This window comes from Brucella sp. RRSP16 (assembly GCF_052246815.1).
In the GTDB taxonomy this organism is placed as follows: domain Bacteria; phylum Pseudomonadota; class Alphaproteobacteria; order Rhizobiales; family Rhizobiaceae; genus Brucella; species Brucella intermedia.
In genome coordinates this window covers 265108-282021 of record NZ_JBQQAM010000004.1, presented here as the reverse complement: position 1 = coordinate 282021, position 16914 = coordinate 265108, and the positions used below count along the sequence as shown (strand labels likewise).

Below are 16914 nucleotides of genomic sequence, written 5' to 3'. Positions count from 1 at the left end.
ATTTATAGAATTATCGAGCGCGAAGTGGCTCCCCGGGCCGGATTCGAACCAGCGACCAACCGGTTAACAGCCGGTTGCTCTACCGCTGAGCTACCGGGGAACAGGTGCTCGTTGCGTCAGCGAGGTGGCGTATAGCAAAAGGATTTCGCCTTTGCAAAGGGCTAAATCCATTTTTTTTCATCTTTTTGCATTCTGCCCTCGAAACCCTATATTCTCTGGGAGATTTTCCGCCTGTGAATTGTAACATATCAGCCTGAGAGACGACCCAGTGAGTGATCAGTACGCCGAAATGCCCCGAAAAAAAGCCATTGTGATTCTTGGTCGGCGAATCCCCATGCCGCAATCTGTCATGATGCGTCGTATGCTTGGCGGCTCACTCGTAGTGGGCGGGTCTCTGGGGTTTCTTCCGATTCTAGGCTTCTGGATGCTTCCCCTCGGACTTATCGTTCTGTCGCACGATTCTCATCGCGTCCGCCGCTGGCGCCGCCGAAGTGAAATTCACATCTGGCGCAAATGGTTGAAGCGGAAGCCAACCGACACGCCAACTGCTCGATGAGTCGGCAACCGGACGAAACAAGCACCGACGGGGCAGCACCTGGGAATTGAATTCCGATCTATCTGCGCAGCTCACCCGGGGTGAGCTGCCGATATTTCCGCAAAGCTGTGGTTAGGTGGCTCTGGCTGGAAAAGCTCAAATGGCGCGCAATATCTCTTATCGACATAGATGTCTTTTTAAGCAGCCGCTCGGCTTCATCGAGCTTTAGCCCCATCAAATACTGATGAGGTGTCTGTCCGAAACTATTGCGAAAGGACGTTGAAAAATGGCCCGCCGAAATTCCGACCAAATCAGCCATATCCCGGACCGAAACAGGCTGATGAAAATTCTGGGAGAGGTATGTTTCAATACGATGGCACGCCAACTTGCTGAGTCCAGCTTTGCTATCAGTGGAAATTCGATTGCCCGGTGCACTGCGAGCTATCGTATGCATGAGGACCAAACCAAGAGCGCGCAGATAAGGCTCATCCCCCTCACCTCGCAGGCGGATTTCATCCCAGATCATATTTGATATCGGCAAGCATTCTTTACATAGGAACTTTGCAGCACTTCCAAAATTCTTGATCTCGTTCTTCCAAATATTCTGGAAAAAAACGTCCCGAAGAAGCTGTCCATCAAACTGCCCTATCAATACTTCTGTGGGCTCGGGCCAATCGATTGTTAATTTCACGAAAGCCGGAATGATAAACACGGTACCGGTCGGGCAATTGGAATTCTCGCCATCCCGGCCAGAACAACACCACCTCAGATTGCGAACCTGTTCTCTCAAGACGAGGAAAGTCGTCCCGCTTGCGCGATAATTGACCGGCCCCATCTGCGTAGTGGCGCAGGTAAAGCCCCATCTAGTCCCGCTCATATGTGGTTCATACACAACCATTCCTCAGCCCCATCCCAGAGAATATTCAACAACAAGTCAATCAGTAAGCTCATCGTCACCTCATTCATTCAATCCACGCAGAGAATAAACTTGGTTTGTCGGGAGGCCGCATGCCCCTCGGCACTGACGCCCCCTTCGCAATGCAACCCATCATGGTATGTGCAATCTATACGTGTAGAAGCTTTTTGCAATCGGAATCTTGAGCCCTAACCAGCCCCTGCAGGTGCAAATGGATCGCAAAAGCACTTGTCAGTCGACTGTTATTCGATTATGCAATTGCAAATTATTAGCAATAAGGATTGGAATATGCGGAATTGCATTTTACGAACAGCAACGCTTGGTCTTTTGAGTGCAGCTCTTGTCTGGTCTAGCGCAACCGGCGCACTGGCGGAGAAATTCAAGGCCGTGACGACATTTACCGTTATTGCCGATATTGCGCAGAATGTTGCGGGCGATGCTGCAATCGTTGAATCTATTACGAAGCCAGGCGCGGAGATTCACAATTACCAGCCTACGTCCGGAGACCTGATCAAAGCGCAGGATGCGAAGCTGGTACTCTGGAACGGGCTGGGGCTGGAGCTTTGGTTCGAAAAATTCTTCGCCCGTCTCAACAATGTTCCAAGCGCAATCGTGTCCAACGGCGTGGAGCCAATGGACATCACCGAGGGACCATATAACGGTAAGCCGAATCCACATGCATGGATGTCCCCGAATGCCGCGCTAATCTATGTCGATAATATTCGGGACGCCTTTGTCAAAAACGATCCTGCCAACGCAGCTACCTACAAATCAAACGCCGAAGCCTACAAGGCAAAGATCAAAGCCGCCATCGACCCGATCCGGGCAGAGATGGAGGCAATCCCAAAGGAAAAGCGCTGGCTGGTTTCGAGTGAGGGCGCATTTTCCTATCTCGCGCGGGACTTCAACCTGAAGGAACTTTATCTCTGGCCAATCAATGCAGACCAACAGGGCACGCCCCAGCAGGTTCGCAAAGTGATTGATGGAGTGCGTAAAAACGGCATCTCCGCCGTATTTTCGGAGAGCACCGTATCCCCCGCCCCTGCGAAGCAAGTAGCCCGCGAAACCGGTGCAAAATATGCCGGGGTTCTCTATGTCGATTCACTTTCAGAACCGGATGGCCCCGTGCCGACATATATTGACCTGCTGAAAGTTACTTCGCGCACCATCGCTAATGGACTTAAGCAATGAATTTGTCCGCAGGTATTGATAAAGTACTTCACTCCGCGCCAGAAAAAGGAATCTATGTAAAAGACGCCACTGTCACTTACCGGAATGGCCATACGGCCCTGCATAATGCGAGCTTTGCTATTCCGACCGGAACAATTACGGCGCTGGTAGGCGTTAACGGCTCAGGAAAATCAACCCTGTTCAAGGCGATCATGGGGTTTGTAAAACTCGCCAAAGGTGAAATATCCATACTCGGAATGCCGGTCGAAGCTGCACTGAAGCGCAATCTGGTGGCCTATGTTCCGCAGAGCGAAGATGTCGACTGGAATTTCCCGGTTCTCGTTGAAGATGTCGTCATGATGGGACGCTACGGCCACATGGGCATGCTGCGCATGCCGCGCCGTCCCGACAGGGAAGCGGTAGAGAATGCGCTTGCCCGTGTGAACATGCTTGAGTTTCGCCATCGGCAGATCGGCGAGCTTTCCGGCGGGCAAAAGAAACGGGTGTTTCTCGCCCGAGCGCTGGCCCAGGATGGACGCGTCATTCTTTTGGACGAACCCTTTACCGGCGTGGACGTCAAGACCGAAGAAGCGATCATCGTTCTTCTTCGCAGCCTTCGGGATGAAGGACGCGTCATGCTGGTCTCGACGCATAATCTCGGCAGCGTTCCCGAATTCTGTGACCGCACTGTATTGTTGAAACACACGGTGCTTGACTACGGTCGGACCACCGAAGTTTTCACGCAGGCAAATCTCGAAAAGACTTTCGGCGGTGTGTTGCGCCATTTCGTACTGACCCGGAATGAACGTTCCGGACGAGCACCCGTCAACGTCATAACGGACGATGAACGCCCGTTCGTTGTTTATGAAAAAGGGGGGTCGGCGCCCCACGACCGGAGCCGGAAACAATGACGCTGCTGCTTGAGCCATTCAGCTATAACTACATGTTGAATGCTATGTGGGTTTCCGCCTTGGTGGGTGGCGTGTGTGCCTTTCTTTCGGCCTATCTCATGCTGAAAGGCTGGTCGCTTATTGGTGATGCCCTCTCCCATTCAATCGTTCCGGGTGTTGCCGGCGCTTACATGCTTGGCCTCCCCTTCTCCATCGGCGCGTTCTTCTCGGGCGGCCTTGCAGCGGCAGCGATGCTTTTCCTCAACCAAAGGACAAAGCTGAAGGAAGACGCCATCATCGGCCTGATCTTCTCCTCGTTCTTCGGGCTCGGGCTTTTCATGATCTCGCTCAAGCCGACGGCAGTCAGCGTTCAAACCATCGTTCTGGGCAATATCCTCGCCATCACCCCGGAGGATACATTGCAGTTGGCGATTATCGGCTTCGTTTCCCTGTCGCTGCTTCTTTTGAAGTGGAAAGACCTGATGGTGGTGTTCTTTGATGAGAACCATGCGCGTTCGATAGGACTGAGGCCCGCTCTGCTGAAGATCATGTTTTTCACATTGCTGTCGGCATCCACTGTCGCTGCCATGCAAACGGTCGGGGCCTTCCTCGTCATCTGTATGGTGGTGACGCCGGGCGCAACCGCTTATCTGCTGACGGACCGGTTTTCGCGACTGCTGTGGATCGCTGTCGCGATTGGCTCTGTCACAAGCTTTTTCGGGGCCTATGTGAGCTATTTTCTGGATGGGGCGACGGGGGGCATCATCGTTGTGCTCCAGACACTGGTTTTTCTCAGCGTATTCCTTCTTGCTCCGAAACACGGACTGCTGGCAGCACGGCGCAAGGCTTCATTAGCCCTCAGGGAGTTCCAGCAATGATCATTTTTGAAACCCTGGCCGCCCCATTTCAGTTCGAGTTCATGCGCTATGCCTTGGCCATTTCAGTCCTCATCGCGATCCCGACGGCATTGCTGTCGTGCTTTCTGGTTCTCAAGGGCTGGTCATTGATGGGGGATGCGATCAGCCATGCCGTTCTTCCGGGTGTGGTCGTCGCCTACATCATCGGAATACCTTTCGGCTTCGGAGCGTTTGTAGCGGGCATGTCCTGTGCCCTTGCAACGGGTTATCTCACCGAGAACAGCCGTATTAAACAGGATACAGTGATGGGCATCGTATTCTCCGGCATGTTCGGCCTTGGTCTGGTTCTTTATGTTGCGATCCGCTCGACGGTCCACCTCGACCACATTTTGTTTGGCGACATGCTCGGCATAACATTGTCTGATCTGGTCGAAACGGCCGTTATTGCCGCACTCACCGCTGGCATCCTTGTCGTCAAATGGCGGGATTTCCTGCTACACGCATTCGATCCGGTACAAGCCCGTGCAGTCGGTCTGCCGGTCCGCCTGCTGCATTATGGCCTGCTTTGCCTGATCTCGTTGACTATTGTAGCCGTTTTGAAAGCGGTGGGTATCATTCTGGCCATTGCCATGTTGATTGCGCCGGGTGCGATTGCGTTTCTGCTTACACGCAAGTTCAGCACCATGATGTTGCTCGCCGCAGCAATTGCGGTTTTTGCTTCCTTCTTCGGGGTCTATCTGTCGTTCTTCATCGACAGCGCGCCTGCCCCTACAATCGTTCTGCTGATGACAGTGATATTCCTTGCCGCGTTCATTTACGTTTCCCGACAGACTCCCAAAGTCGAAGAGCGGCTAGACGCTGACGGTGAAGTTCGGTTCTAAAGTCTCTACCAGACCTGCTCGTGTCTGACGTGGACAGCATTGCAACGCTGTCCACGCCATCGACGTTGCGTCATACAGCTGTTATGAAATCCCGATAAACAGCCACCAAACGGCGTTCCATAACGGAACTCGAGACAGTTTTTCCGGCGCAATTTCATTTTTGCGGCTTGTCGAGGTTGCTTAAAGATGCTTCAATCCAATTTGCACGGCTGTGCAGAAAATATAAAATCAGCCGGCGATCCTGGGGAGGAGCCGCTTATGCCAGCGTTTTTGGAGGTGGCGGACGCGCGCGTTCGATATGGCAATAATGAAGTTCTCAAAGGCGTAAACCTATCCGTCAAAAAAGGCGAGTTCGTCGCGCTTCTTGGCTCCTCTGGCTGCGGCAAGACAACGTTGTTGCGAGCCATTGCGGGTTTCAACATGCCATCCGGCGGCGCAATCCGGTTGAACGGCAAGGATGTGACCAGACTGCCTCCGGACAAGCGCGGCATGGCACTCGTCTTCCAGTCTTATGCGCTCTGGCCGCACATGACAGTTGCGCAGAATATGGGCTATGGCTTGCGAATTCGCGGCGTAGCGAAGGAAACCATCAAGCAGAAGGTCGACGACGTTGCGCGCCTGCTGGGACTGGATGCCTTGCTGGAGCGCAAACCTGCCGCCCTTTCCGGCGGCCAACGCCAGCGTGTCGCCCTCGGGCGCGCACTCGCCATTCAGCCTGACATCCTGCTTCTAGATGAACCGCTTTCCAACCTGGATGCACGCATCCGACTATCGGTTCGCCATGAAATCAGCGCCTTGCAGCGCCGTCTCGGCATCACCGCAGTTCATGTGACACACGACCGCGAAGAAGCCATGGTCATGGCCGACCGTATCGTCATTCTCAACAATGGTGAAATCGCCCAGGCTGGCGCGCCCGAAGAGGTCTACAATCATCCGGCGTCGGATTTCGTCGCAGCATTCATGGGCGCGGAAAACCTGATCGAGGTACCGATCCAGATAAAGGCTGATCGCATCGAGATCGCTGCTGGCGCCAATAACAAGGCCAGCACTATTTCCGCAGGTCGCCGCAATCTGTCCGATGGCCCGGCATCGGCACGTTTCCGCAGCGAAGCAGCGCGCCTTACCAAGCCCGGGGCTGATCCCGACTCCCCCACAGCCGAATTGGTCCTCAATGGCACCGTCGAGCAAACCAGTTATCCCGGCGGCCTTTGGAGACATATGATCCGTGTTGGGGATAGGCACATCATGGTCGACGCTCAGGAGAGCCACCAACCTGGGGCAAATGTAGAAATTCGCATACCGGAGCATGCCCTGTTTTTGTTCGACAGATAGTCCGTGGGCTGTAGCTTCGCTGCCCGCGCCTATTGTTGAGTTAAGGAGATCCGAGATCAATGCACGACGGAATCTTTAATGACCCCTGCGATGCACGGCTGTGCATTGAAGCCAAAACCCGCATCGCCGGCCGAAGCGGGAGAATACCCGTCTCAAGCTTGCTTTCATGGGCATGCGCCCCCGCGATTATTACCGTTCCCGATCAACAGCACCACCAGATGCTCCGCATCTGTTTTCAATCATAAGACCGGAAACCCCGGTTTCAGACAGGAGTCCTTTCATGAGAACTATCCTGAACGCGGCAATGGCGATCGGCATCACCGTTGCACCGGCTGCCGCAGACGAACTTACCGTCATCACGGCAGGCGACCAGAACATGGTCGATTACATCAATCAGTATCTTGGACCGTTGTTCGAGAAGGAGAATCCCGGCACGACCGTTCGCGTGGTCGGAACCGGTCCTGGCGATGCCGGCTCGCAGAAGGTTCTCGAGCGCTTCGAAGCTCAGTCGAAAGCTGGCGTGGAAAAGTGGGACACTGACGTCGCTGTCGTCCACGAGAAATTCGTCGGGCCAATGGTAACGGCAAAGTTCCTCGAAAATTATCGTGGCAAAATCGACAGCGGCAAGCTGGTGACACGCGATAATGCAAAAATGGCGCTCGGCACCGATGTCGACGGTTACGTCATGCCGATGTTCAACAGCCAAACCGCGCTTGCCTATAATCCCGCGCTCGTCGCCAATCCACCGAAGAGCTATGACGAGCTTGTGGCATGGGCAAAGGAAAATCCGAAGCAGTTCGGTTACAACGGGATAAAGGGCGGAGCGTCCGGCGTAAGTTTCGTCATGGGTTGGATTTATGCTTATGGCGGCGACGCAGAGAAGCTGATGAAGGGGCCTTTCGAAGAAGGCGAAGCAAAGAACTGGGACAAGGCGTTTTCCTCGCTCAAGGACTTTACAAAGAACGCCACCCTTACCCCGGGCAATGCCGGTACACTCGACATGCTGAGCCGAGGCGAAATCGCGATGGGGCCGGTCTGGGTAGACATGTTCTATTCGTGGAAGGCCAATGGACAGCTACCGCCGGAAATGAAACTTGTCCTTCCAGCACCCGGAATGCCCGGACAGCCGATGCACTATGTGATCCCGGAAAAGAGTGCGCACAAGGAACTGGCCGAAAAGTTTGTTGCGTTGGCGACAAGCCCGAAGGTACAGGCTGAAGGCATCGTCAAGCGCTTCAACTGGTATCCGGGCATCGATGCCGACCACGTCAAGGCAGAGCTGGACGGCGACACCTGGAACAAGCTCTTCACGGATATTTCGCCGGACGACCTTGCGAAATATGGAAAGCCTTTCCCGATCGCACCCTATAACACCGCGATTCTGGAAGCATATGAACGTCAAGTAGGCAACTAAACCCTACAGCTTCGATTGGAGTGCTCGGTTGGACGTGGTTTCAAGCCGAGCACTCCTATGCTTACGGTCATGAGGTTTCGAATGTCGCATCGACTAACGGGTATTCTTCTTGTCGCTCCCGCGCTGGCGATCGTGCTGTTGCTGTTCATCGTACCGCTTTTCGGGGCGATCACCGGAGCTTTCCATGTTTCCGGTGAATGGGGAACCGGCAACTTCACCAAGGCATTCGAGCTATATTCCAGCGACATCATCTTCACTCTCGTCATCGTCACATTGTCGTCGCTGCTCATCGCGCTGTTCTCTATCGCTATCGGTGGCTATCTGACACTCGGCTCCAACCCGCGAGCAGTTACCGTTCTGCGCTGGCTCTATCGCTGGCCGCTTTTCATCCCCTTCATCGTCGTCGGCCAGATACTTCGCACCTTCCTGGCCAAGAACGGGTTGATGAACAGCCTGCTCATCGAAACCGGTGTCCTCACGCCGCTGCAAGCGATGAGCTTTCTGGACTGGCGCGGCATCGTCATCGCATTCGTCTGGAAACAGACACCGTTTGTCACGCTGCTGCTGGCGGGCGCCATGGCATCCCTTGATCGCAGCACAATCGAATCCGCTCGCAATCTTGGTGCAGGACGGCTGCGCATTCTCATCGAGATCGTGCTTCCTCAAGTCCGCCAGACATTGCTCGTTGGATTGATATTGAGCTTTGTCACCATGATGTCCGTCTTGTCCGTCCCGTTGATGATCAATGCGCAGTCGCCAACGATGATTACGGCCAACATGGCGTTCCGCATCAATGCCTACGGCGATTACGGCGTCGCAAATGCGCTGGGTACGATCTCGCTTCTCATGACCAGCCTCGTCGCCTGGGTTTATCTGCGCCAGACCATGAAGGAGCACGGCCAATGAGCAACATTCTCGACTGGCGCTGGCTGCCACGCGGCATGCTGCTTGGTCTGCTGGCCTTCGCGATTTTCGGACCGCTCGCGAACCTGCTCCTGTGGGCTGTAGCTGAGCGTTGGTATTTCCCGCATACACTGCCGCTTCAATATGGATTTTCATTCTGGGCGAATGTGTTTTCGCCTCGCGGCAATGCGCTCTCATCGCTCGGCACAAGCGTCCTTATTGCAGCGCTTACCGTGATCGTATCGCTCGGCCTCGCCATTCCCGCCGGTTATGCTCTCGCACGATTGAAACTGCCCTTTCGCGGCTTGATCCTGTTGACGCTGCTCATCCCGCAAGCTTTCCCTAACCTGCCCGTTTACGTGAACATTGCGCAGATGTTCTATTCTTTCGGCCTGAATGGAACGATCACCGGTGTAGTTCTGGTGCATGTCACCCACGGGCTGGTCTACGCCGTATGGATCGCCACGGCAGCGTTTTCAGCAATTGATCGCGAGATCGAAGAAGCGGCTCGTTCAATGGGCGCTTCCGCACTCAAGACATTCTTCGACATCACCCTGCCGATAGCCGCGCCCGGCCTGCTTGCAAGCGCGATCTTTGTTTTTCTTGAATCGCTCGACGAGTTCACCGGCACTTACTTCGTCGGCGCTCCGGACATTTCCACCCTGCCCCTGCTGCTTTATACAGCAAGTTCCGGCGGCAATTATCAAATCGCATCGATCAGCGCTCTGATATTGCTGGTGCCGTCAATTGCCTTCATGTTCGTGGTCGAGCGCTTCCTCAGGGCCGATGTCCTTTCAAAAGTAGGGCGATGAAATGCCAGATAAAGAAACACAGCGAGAGCATGACATCGCGGACAGCCTGCCTCGATTTATCAGCGCGCACGAAGTCGCACTGGAGGCTGGCGTATCGCGCTCCGCCGTGTCCCGCACCTTTACACCAGGCGCCAGTGTCTCGCCTGCGACACGCGAGAAAGTGCTGAAAGCTGCCGAAAAGCTCGGCTATCAGGTCAATGACCTTGCACGCGGCCTTCTGGCCAATCGGAGCCGTATTGTCGGGATGATCGCGGCAGATCCCGACAGTCCGTTTCGCTCCCGCCAGATCGCAGCACTTTCCCGTCGGCTCGCAGCCCGCGGCAGTGTTCCTGTTCTGATTCCGACCGGCCAACACGGAGAGAACCTCTCTGCCGCGCATGAAACACTGCTGCGTTATCGTGCGGAAGCGACGGTGGTTCTTTCTGGCATGCCGTCTTCGTCATTTGTCGAGCTTGCCCAACGAAACGGCCAGACCCTCATTCTCGTCGGGCGAACAGAAGAGGGAGCCGACCACATCCATATCAACAATCGGCTTGCCGCCGAAACGGCTGTCGAAATCTTCGCGGCACGGGGCATGAAAAAACTAGGCCTCATAACGTCGAATGTCGGCAGCCTCAATCTGGTCGAGCGCGAGGAAGCCTTCGTCGCGAAAAGCAAAAGCCTTGGGTTGAGCGTCAGCGTGCAGCGTGGCGAACTGACAGATTATGACGGCGGTTACGGTGCCGCCTCTCTGATGCTGGGCGAAAGAGAGCGCGTCGAAGGCATTTTCTGCGTCAACGATCTCATGGCATTCGGCATGATGGACTGCGCGCGCGATGTCTTCAATCTCTCCATTCCCGACGATGTCTCAGTCATTGGCTTCGATAATGTCGCGGAAGCACGTTGGGGTGCCTATCGACTGACCACATTCGATCAGAACGCAGAACGGCTTTCCGCCGAGATCATCCGGTTGCTGGACGAGCGGCAGACCGCACCGAACGCACCACCTCAGACAATTATGCTCGAATTGCCACTCATTCTCCGTAGCAGCGTGAGGCCCATTAAAAATGACCGCAGCGTTCGGGAGATCCAACAGCAATGACCTTCCATTCCATCTGGTTGCGTCCCGCCCGTGACGATCTCCGATTTCTCGAATCTGTCGTGACCGATCTGGCTTCCGGCTTCAATTCACCCATATTCGAGCCGCATGCGACACTCGTACCTGACATGAGACGTTCGGCAGATGAGCTACTGCCTCTGGTGCTCAGCCTTGCAGTCGGTCGCAAACCGTTGGACGTTCTGGTTGACGATGTAGCGGGAACCGAAGCTTATTTCCGCTCCTTCTATGCTGCACTGCAGAAAACACCGACACTGATGACGCTAAAGCAGGATTCTCTCGATATTTCGGGGGAGAAAGACATCTCGACTTTTCTTCCACATGTCTCGCTTGCCTATGGCGTCGCCGACCATGGCTCGCGCGACACAGAGATGGCACGGATGGCACGCTTGCTAGTCGGCCGCAGCATTCGCTTCGACCGAATGGTGATTGTCAGCTCTTCAAGTGAAACGCCCATCGACCAATGGATCGTCAAGCACGAGGTCTATCTCGCGGGATAGAAAAGCCCGCCAGGTCTGGCGGGCCTTTGGAACTTTGGGCTCAAAGAGGGCGCGGATACTGTCTGTAGACCGTTTCGATGTCCGCCAGAACGTCATCCGAGAGCTTGACCTGGTGAGCTGCGATATCAGTCTTCAGCTGGTCGACAGTTGTCGCACCAATTATCGCCGACGTCATGAACGGGCGCGTCAACGCAAAGGCGATTGCCATCTGGGCAATATCGAGCCCGTGCTTCGTGGCAACATCGATATAGGCGCGGACGGCTGGCTCGGAATGAATATTGTTGCGCCAGAGGCCACCTTCGGAAATGGCTGCGCGCGAACCGGAAGGCAGTTTCCCACCCAGATATTTTCCGGTCAGTACACCGGCGGCCAGCGTCGAATAGGCCAGCAACCCCACGTTTTCGCAGAGCGACAATTCTGCCAAGTCGAAATCGAACTGGCGCTGCAAAAGACTATATTCATTCTGGATCGAGGCGACGCGGGGCAAGCCATGCTGTTCGGCCAGACGAAGCCACTGCATTGTTCCCCATGCTGTCTCATTGGAAAGACCGATGTGCCTGATCTTTCCGTCGCGAACCATGTCTCCAAGTCCGAGCAGCACGTCGTGCATCTGTTCGGTTTCTGCAGCCCCGTCCGTAGCGGAAGGATCAAAGGTCCAGCTTTGGCCAAAATGATAGTGCGCCCGCATCGGCCAATGGACTTGATAAAGGTCGATATAGTCAGTCTGAAGCCGCTTCAGGCTGTTTTCCACCGCTTCGCGGACATTGTTGCGGCTTGGTTTGGCACCATCTCGAATCCACTTCTGCCTGCCGCCACCAGCAATCTTGCTTGCCAGCACGATCTTGTCGCGTTTTCCGGATTTCTTAAACCAGGTACCGATATAGGTCTCTGTCTTGCCATAGCTTTCCGGGCTCATGGGGATGGCATATCCCTCGGCCGTATCAATGAAGTTGATACCGGCATCGAGAGCAATGTCGAGCTGCTCATGAGCATCGGACTCGGTATTCTGTACGCCCCAGGTCATGGTGCCGAGGCAAATTTCAGTTACAGTAAGGCCGGTACGGCCTAAAGGCTTCATTTTCACGAGATTTTCCGGATCGATTGTTCGCGACTGCGCGATATGAGAGTGGAGCCAATTGATAGCCCCGCTCGACCGCGGCTGACAAGCCTGTCACGAAATTTTTAAATCAGCCTACAGAAAACGCTCGGCCGAATAGGGCTTTGGATCGACAAATGGCTCTTCTCCGACAAGCATCTCTGCAAGCAAGCGCCCTGTCGCCGGCCCCAGCGTAAGCCCGTGATGAGCGTGGCCGAAATTGAACCATAGCCCTTTATGCTTAGGCGCGGCCCCGATGACCGGGCGCATGTCCGGCAGGCAAGGACGCAATCCAAGCCAGGGCGTGGTTTCGACAGCCTCTCCCAATTGCGGCACAAGCTGGCGCGCAATCTTCTCGTCTTTTCTGAGTTGAATATAATTTGCGGGCGCATCGGGTGAAGCGAACTCTATGCCCGTCGATAGCCGCACCCCCTGCACCATAGGCGCAAGAACATAGCCTGCTTCTTCGTCGACAACAGTATGGCCGAGCCGCGAACCGTCCTTCATGGTGAAGTGAAGATGATGCCCCCGCTTGATGCCAAGCGGGATTGGATAGCCGAATTTCCTGAAGACGAGACCGGACTGCGGACCGAGCGCCACGACCACGTCACGCGCATGCGCAATGCCGTTCTCAGTCGTAACCTGCCAACCGCCCGCCTCCGCTGTCAGGGTTGCAGCATCGCCATGAACGAAAACCCCACCGTTTCTGATAAACAGATCGGCATAGGCTTTGACCAGTCCTCCCGGGTTAACGACGGTTTTCGGATCGAGCCAATGAATGCCGCCAGCCACATCGCCCAGCGACTTCTCTCGTTCCCGCAATGCTGCTGCATCCAGAATGTCATAGGACAGTTTGAAACGCTGCAGATCGGGTAAACGGCGCACCGCTGCGTCGAATGCCGAAGATGACCGGAAAACTTCGATCCACCCCTGTGACCGGATCAATTTTTCACTGCCGGACTGGGCCACCAGATTGTCATGCTCCCGGACGCTGGCCTCAATCAAGGGCAACATGGCATCCGTCGCAATCTTCAACCGCTCCGGCGACGATTCCCTCCAGTATCGAAAAAGCCAACGAGCCATTTTCGGTATGTAGAAGGGGTTATAGCGAACGTCCGAACGGCGGTTCATGCCGTAACGAACAAGCGTCCAGAAGCCTTGCGGGAAGGAATAGGGTATGACGCTTGAACGCTCGATCAGACCGGCATTGCCGAAACTGGTGCCATTGCCGGGGTCGTTTTTGTCGACCAGGCACACCGAACGGCCCCGCGCCTGCAGATGCAGTGCCGTGGATACACCAACAATACCCGCCCCCAGAACGATGACATCTTGTTGCTGAATCGGCATTTACGCATCCATAAAAACAACGAAATAAACGCGCCGATTTCAGCCGGCGCGTTGTTGCTTACAGCAAAGAGCTGCCTTTATTACAAGCAATCAGTAGATGTCGAAGTCGAAATATTTCTTCACGATCGTGGCATAGGTACCATCGTCGCGAATTTTCTTGATTGCTGCGTTGAATTGTTCGCGCAGGTCGTCATCGCCCTGACGCAACGCTATCCCGGTATCGGTCTGCGTATTGGGAATATCGCCAATAAGCTTGCAGCAACCCGCGCCGTCACCCTTGATCCAGTCGGAGATCGGGAACTTGTCGGAAACGACTGCATCAAGGCGTCCGCTTTTCAGGTCTGCGTTGGCTTCATCGGCAGTCGGATAAAGCTTCACGTCGGCACCGGCCTTGCCGTAGACATCCTCGGCATAGTTACCCTGCGTGGTCGACCCTTGAGCACCAATCGTCTTTCCCTTGAAGGCCTCCGCATCCAAGGATGTGATCGGGCTGTCCTTCGGCACGGCAACGGAAAGCGGCGTGGAGTAATACTTGTCGGTGAAGGCGACTTCTTTCTTGCGCTCTTCCGTGATGCTCATCGAGGCGACGACCGCATCGAACTTGTTCGACTTCAGTCCGGGTATCATCCCGTCCCAGTCGTTGGCGACGATGGTGCACTTGGCGTCCATCGCCTTGCACAGGGCCTCGGCAATTTCGACATCCAGACCCTGAAGCGAACCATCCGCGGCGACAAAATTGAAAGGTGGATATGCACCTTCCGTCGCGATGCGGATTTCCTTCCATTCCTTGGCCTGCGCTGGCAAGGCAGCGATTACAGATGCAACGCCTGCAAACAGGATGGCTTTCAGCATGGTCGTTCCCCTTATTCCTTTGTTATAATTATATTATCGGAGCATTACCAGTTCAGCGCAACGCCCCACCTTTTTATGCGTCTTCCAACTGAAGCACCGGACGCTCCCCACATCAAGCCATGTTTGGAGAGCGCCCGATGAAATTTTGGCATCAATAGATGTCGAAATCGAAATACTTCTTGCGGATCGTTTCGTAGGTGCCGTCTTCACGGATCTTCTTGATCGCCGCGTTGAACTGCTCGCGCAGATCATCATCACCCTTGCGAAGGGCAACCGCGATCTTCGTTTCGGAACCGGGAATATCACCAAGGAACTTGCAGCAATCTGCGCCCTGCTTCTTCAGCCAGTCGGCGGCGAGAAACTTGTCGGCGGCGATGGCATCAAGACGGCCGCTTTCAAGATCGGCATTGGCTTCGTCGGCGGTCGGGTAGAGCTTCACGTCCGCGCCCGCCTTGCTGTAGACGTCGTCGGCATAGTTGCCCTGCGTGGTGCCGGCCTGCGCGCCTACCGTTTTCCCGTCGAATGCCGACGGATCAAGCGAGGTGATGTCCGTGTCCTTCGGCACGACAACCGCAAGCGGTGTCGTGTAGTAGCGGTCCGTGAAGGCCACCTGCTTTTCACGCTCTTCGGTGATAGCCATCGAAGCAATGACTGCGTCGAACTTGTTGGCCTGCAAACCGGGGATCATGCCGTCCCAGTCATTCGCGACGATCGTGCATTTCGCTTCCATCGCTTCGCAAAGCGCATTGGCGATATCGAGATCGAAACCTTCAAGCTTGCCGTCTGGAGACATGTAGTTGAACGGAGGATATGCGCCTTCGCTGGCGATACGGATTTCTTTCCATTCCTTCGCCTGAACCGGCAAAGCGAGAAAGACTGAGGCCAGACCGGCCAGCACAATTGATTTCAACATAGCTTTCCTACTTCTTCAAAGCACATCCCGAATTGTAGTGGTTTCGGGGTGCACAGATACACATCAAGCGGACAAACATATTCCATCCACCAGTTTGGATCGGGCAATGCGCTTAAATCCGATCCTATTCAATTGCGACTTTGGTAGGGCGGAGACGGCCGCCACCAAAACGCAAACAGGGCCTGCTGCGCACAAGCGCAACAGGCCCTGCATTCATGCGGCAGGAGCTATCAGGCAACCATGCGTGCGCAATGGTCTTCCTGTGCATAGGCCTTGCCAAAGCGGTTCGCGAGGAACGCTCCGAGCGTAATGTCTTCCTGGCGGATAAAGCCCTGCTGTGGAAGATCGCCCTTGGCGAGCATGTCGAGCACGGCGCAGATCGCCGAAGCCGTCGTAATCTGAATGCCCGAGCGCACGATCTTGCCAACCGGAGCGGCATAGACCTTATTCGCGTAGGTTTCCTGAACCAGGCGACCATTCTTGGTGCCCGACACAGTCACGAAAATCACCACAACGTCCTGAAGAGTGGTCGGCAGGGCATTTTCGAAGATGTCCTTGAGCACTTCACGGCGATGACGCAGGCCGAGATCGTTGAGAAGCGCCTTCATCAACGCAACGTGACCCGGATAGCGGATCGTGCGGTAGTTGAGCGTGCGCACCTTGCCTTCCAGCGTTTCGCAAAGCGTGCCCAGACCACCCGAGGTGTTGAAGGCTTCGTAGGTGACGCCATCAAGCGAAAACTCTTCGCGCTCTTCGAGAGCAGGAACTTCGGTCAGTTCGCCGTTCACGATAGCTTCGCATGGCTCGATATATTCGTTGATGACGCCGTCCGTGCTCCAGGTCAGGTTATAGTTCAGAGCATTCGAAGGGTACTGCGGCAGAGCGCCAACGCGCATACGAACGCTGTCCAGCTTGTCAAAACGCTTCGCCAGATCATAGGCAACGATGGAGATGAAGCCGGGAGCAAGGCCACACTGCGGAATGAAAGCCGTCTTCGCTTCCTTCGCCAGTTCCTTGACGCGACGCGTGCTGGCCACATCTTCGGTCAGGTCGAGATAATGCACGCCTGCCTTGGCCGCAGCTTCGGCGATACGGGTCGTCAGGTGGAACGGAGCGGCGCTGAGTACCGCAAACTTGCCGGCCAAGGCAGCTTCGAGGGCCTTGGCGTCTTCAATGTCGAGCGCCTGCGTCTTGACTTCGGCACCCGATTCCAGTGCATCGAGCTGCGCTTGAGAGCGGTCGACAACGGTAACAGCATACTCGCCTGTGGAAGCGAGAAGATCGGCAATGGTAGCGCCGATTTTGCCTGCACCTACAACAACGATCTCTTTCATGTAAATTCCCCTTGGAATGCAATTCGGATATGCAAGAATCGCATAGTTCCATGCAAAAAGAAGTAT

17 protein-coding genes and 1 tRNA gene are annotated in these 16914 nt (G+C 55.0%); 11 read left to right on the top strand and 7 right to left on the bottom strand.

Annotated elements, in window-relative coordinates; all coding sequences use genetic code 11:
• Positions 1 to 25: 25 nt before the first annotated feature.
• Positions 26 to 100, bottom strand: a tRNA-Asn gene (locus tag ACS5UA_RS08780).
• Positions 101 to 289: 189 nt separating this feature from the next.
• Here ACS5UA_RS08780 and ACS5UA_RS08775 point away from each other — a divergent pair.
• Positions 290 to 556 (top strand): hypothetical protein, encoded by a 267-nt coding sequence (locus ACS5UA_RS08775; RefSeq protein ID WP_152849512.1) that lies wholly within the window; start codon positions 290 to 292, stop codon positions 554 to 556.
• A 58-nt stretch (positions 557 to 614) separates the two neighbouring features.
• Here ACS5UA_RS08775 and ACS5UA_RS08770 read toward each other — a convergent pair whose 3' ends face one another.
• On the bottom strand, positions 615 to 1412 hold the full coding sequence (locus ACS5UA_RS08770; RefSeq protein ID WP_021587253.1) for an AraC family transcriptional regulator: 798 nt from the start codon (positions 1410 to 1412) through the stop codon (positions 615 to 617).
• A 327-nt stretch (positions 1413 to 1739) separates the two neighbouring features.
• Between ACS5UA_RS08770 and ACS5UA_RS08765 the strand changes: the two genes are divergently transcribed.
• The 10 genes from ACS5UA_RS08765 to ACS5UA_RS08720 all read left to right on the top strand — a co-directional run bounded on the left by ACS5UA_RS08765 (position 1740) and on the right by ACS5UA_RS08720 (position 11306).
• Positions 1740 to 2642 carry a metal ABC transporter substrate-binding protein gene (locus ACS5UA_RS08765; protein WP_050791024.1) on the top strand — a complete coding sequence of 301 codons (903 nt, stop codon included), beginning with the start codon at positions 1740 to 1742 and terminating at the stop codon, positions 2640 to 2642.
• The gene (locus ACS5UA_RS08760) at positions 2639 to 3532 is read left to right on the top strand and encodes a manganese/iron ABC transporter ATP-binding protein (protein ID WP_006468954.1); all 894 of its coding nucleotides are present in this window, start codon (positions 2639 to 2641) and stop codon (positions 3530 to 3532) included. The genes ACS5UA_RS08765 and ACS5UA_RS08760 overlap by 4 nt, the downstream gene beginning before the upstream one ends.
• A complete protein-coding gene (locus ACS5UA_RS08755; RefSeq protein WP_006468955.1) occupies positions 3529 to 4389 on the top strand; it encodes a metal ABC transporter permease in 861 nt (286 codons plus the stop codon). The genes ACS5UA_RS08760 and ACS5UA_RS08755 overlap by 4 nt, the downstream gene beginning before the upstream one ends.
• Positions 4386 to 5249, top strand: coding sequence for a metal ABC transporter permease (locus ACS5UA_RS08750; protein WP_006468956.1), 864 nt, complete (start codon positions 4386 to 4388; stop codon positions 5247 to 5249). The genes ACS5UA_RS08755 and ACS5UA_RS08750 overlap by 4 nt, the downstream gene beginning before the upstream one ends.
• Positions 5250 to 5507: 258 nt before the next feature.
• Positions 5508 to 6581, top strand: a complete 1074-nt coding sequence (locus ACS5UA_RS08745; protein WP_021587255.1) for an ABC transporter ATP-binding protein — start codon at positions 5508 to 5510, stop codon at positions 6579 to 6581.
• A gap of 280 nt (positions 6582 to 6861) precedes the next feature.
• Positions 6862 to 7995, top strand: coding sequence for an ABC transporter substrate-binding protein (locus tag ACS5UA_RS08740; protein ID WP_031346958.1), 1134 nt, complete (start codon positions 6862 to 6864; stop codon positions 7993 to 7995).
• 81 nt (positions 7996 to 8076) lie between these two features.
• Complete coding sequence (locus tag ACS5UA_RS08735; RefSeq protein WP_006471407.1) at positions 8077 to 8901, top strand: ABC transporter permease; 825 nt, start codon at positions 8077 to 8079, stop codon at positions 8899 to 8901.
• Positions 8898 to 9710, top strand: a complete 813-nt coding sequence (locus ACS5UA_RS08730; RefSeq protein ID WP_006468960.1) for an ABC transporter permease — start codon at positions 8898 to 8900, stop codon at positions 9708 to 9710. The genes ACS5UA_RS08735 and ACS5UA_RS08730 overlap by 4 nt, the downstream gene beginning before the upstream one ends.
• Before the next feature lies 1 nt (position 9711).
• Positions 9712 to 10791, top strand: coding sequence for a LacI family DNA-binding transcriptional regulator (locus tag ACS5UA_RS08725; RefSeq protein ID WP_006468961.1), 1080 nt, complete (start codon positions 9712 to 9714; stop codon positions 10789 to 10791).
• Positions 10788 to 11306 carry a haloacid dehalogenase gene (locus ACS5UA_RS08720; RefSeq protein ID WP_006468962.1) on the top strand — a complete coding sequence of 173 codons (519 nt, stop codon included), beginning with the start codon at positions 10788 to 10790 and terminating at the stop codon, positions 11304 to 11306. The genes ACS5UA_RS08725 and ACS5UA_RS08720 overlap by 4 nt, the downstream gene beginning before the upstream one ends.
• 40 nt (positions 11307 to 11346) lie before the next feature.
• Here ACS5UA_RS08720 and ACS5UA_RS08715 read toward each other — a convergent pair whose 3' ends face one another.
• The 5 genes from ACS5UA_RS08715 to ACS5UA_RS08695 form a co-directional block, all read right to left on the bottom strand.
• Positions 11347 to 12384: an aldo/keto reductase gene (locus ACS5UA_RS08715; protein WP_006471408.1), complete on the bottom strand. Its 1038-nt coding sequence runs from the start codon at positions 12382 to 12384 to the stop codon at positions 11347 to 11349.
• A 114-nt stretch (positions 12385 to 12498) separates the two neighbouring features.
• On the bottom strand, positions 12499 to 13749 hold the full coding sequence (locus ACS5UA_RS08710; protein WP_006468964.1) for an NAD(P)/FAD-dependent oxidoreductase: 1251 nt from the start codon (positions 13747 to 13749) through the stop codon (positions 12499 to 12501).
• Between the two features lie 90 nt (positions 13750 to 13839).
• The gene (locus ACS5UA_RS08705) at positions 13840 to 14601 is read right to left on the bottom strand and encodes an ABC transporter substrate-binding protein (protein WP_021587256.1); all 762 of its coding nucleotides are present in this window, start codon (positions 14599 to 14601) and stop codon (positions 13840 to 13842) included.
• Positions 14602 to 14752: 151 nt separating this feature from the next.
• Positions 14753 to 15514 (bottom strand): ABC transporter substrate-binding protein, encoded by a 762-nt coding sequence (locus tag ACS5UA_RS08700; RefSeq protein ID WP_006471410.1) that lies wholly within the window; start codon positions 15512 to 15514, stop codon positions 14753 to 14755.
• A 230-nt stretch (positions 15515 to 15744) separates the two neighbouring features.
• The gene (locus ACS5UA_RS08695; RefSeq protein WP_006468965.1) at positions 15745 to 16848 is read right to left on the bottom strand and encodes a saccharopine dehydrogenase family protein; all 1104 of its coding nucleotides are present in this window, start codon (positions 16846 to 16848) and stop codon (positions 15745 to 15747) included.
• Positions 16849 to 16914: the final 66 nt, after the last annotated feature.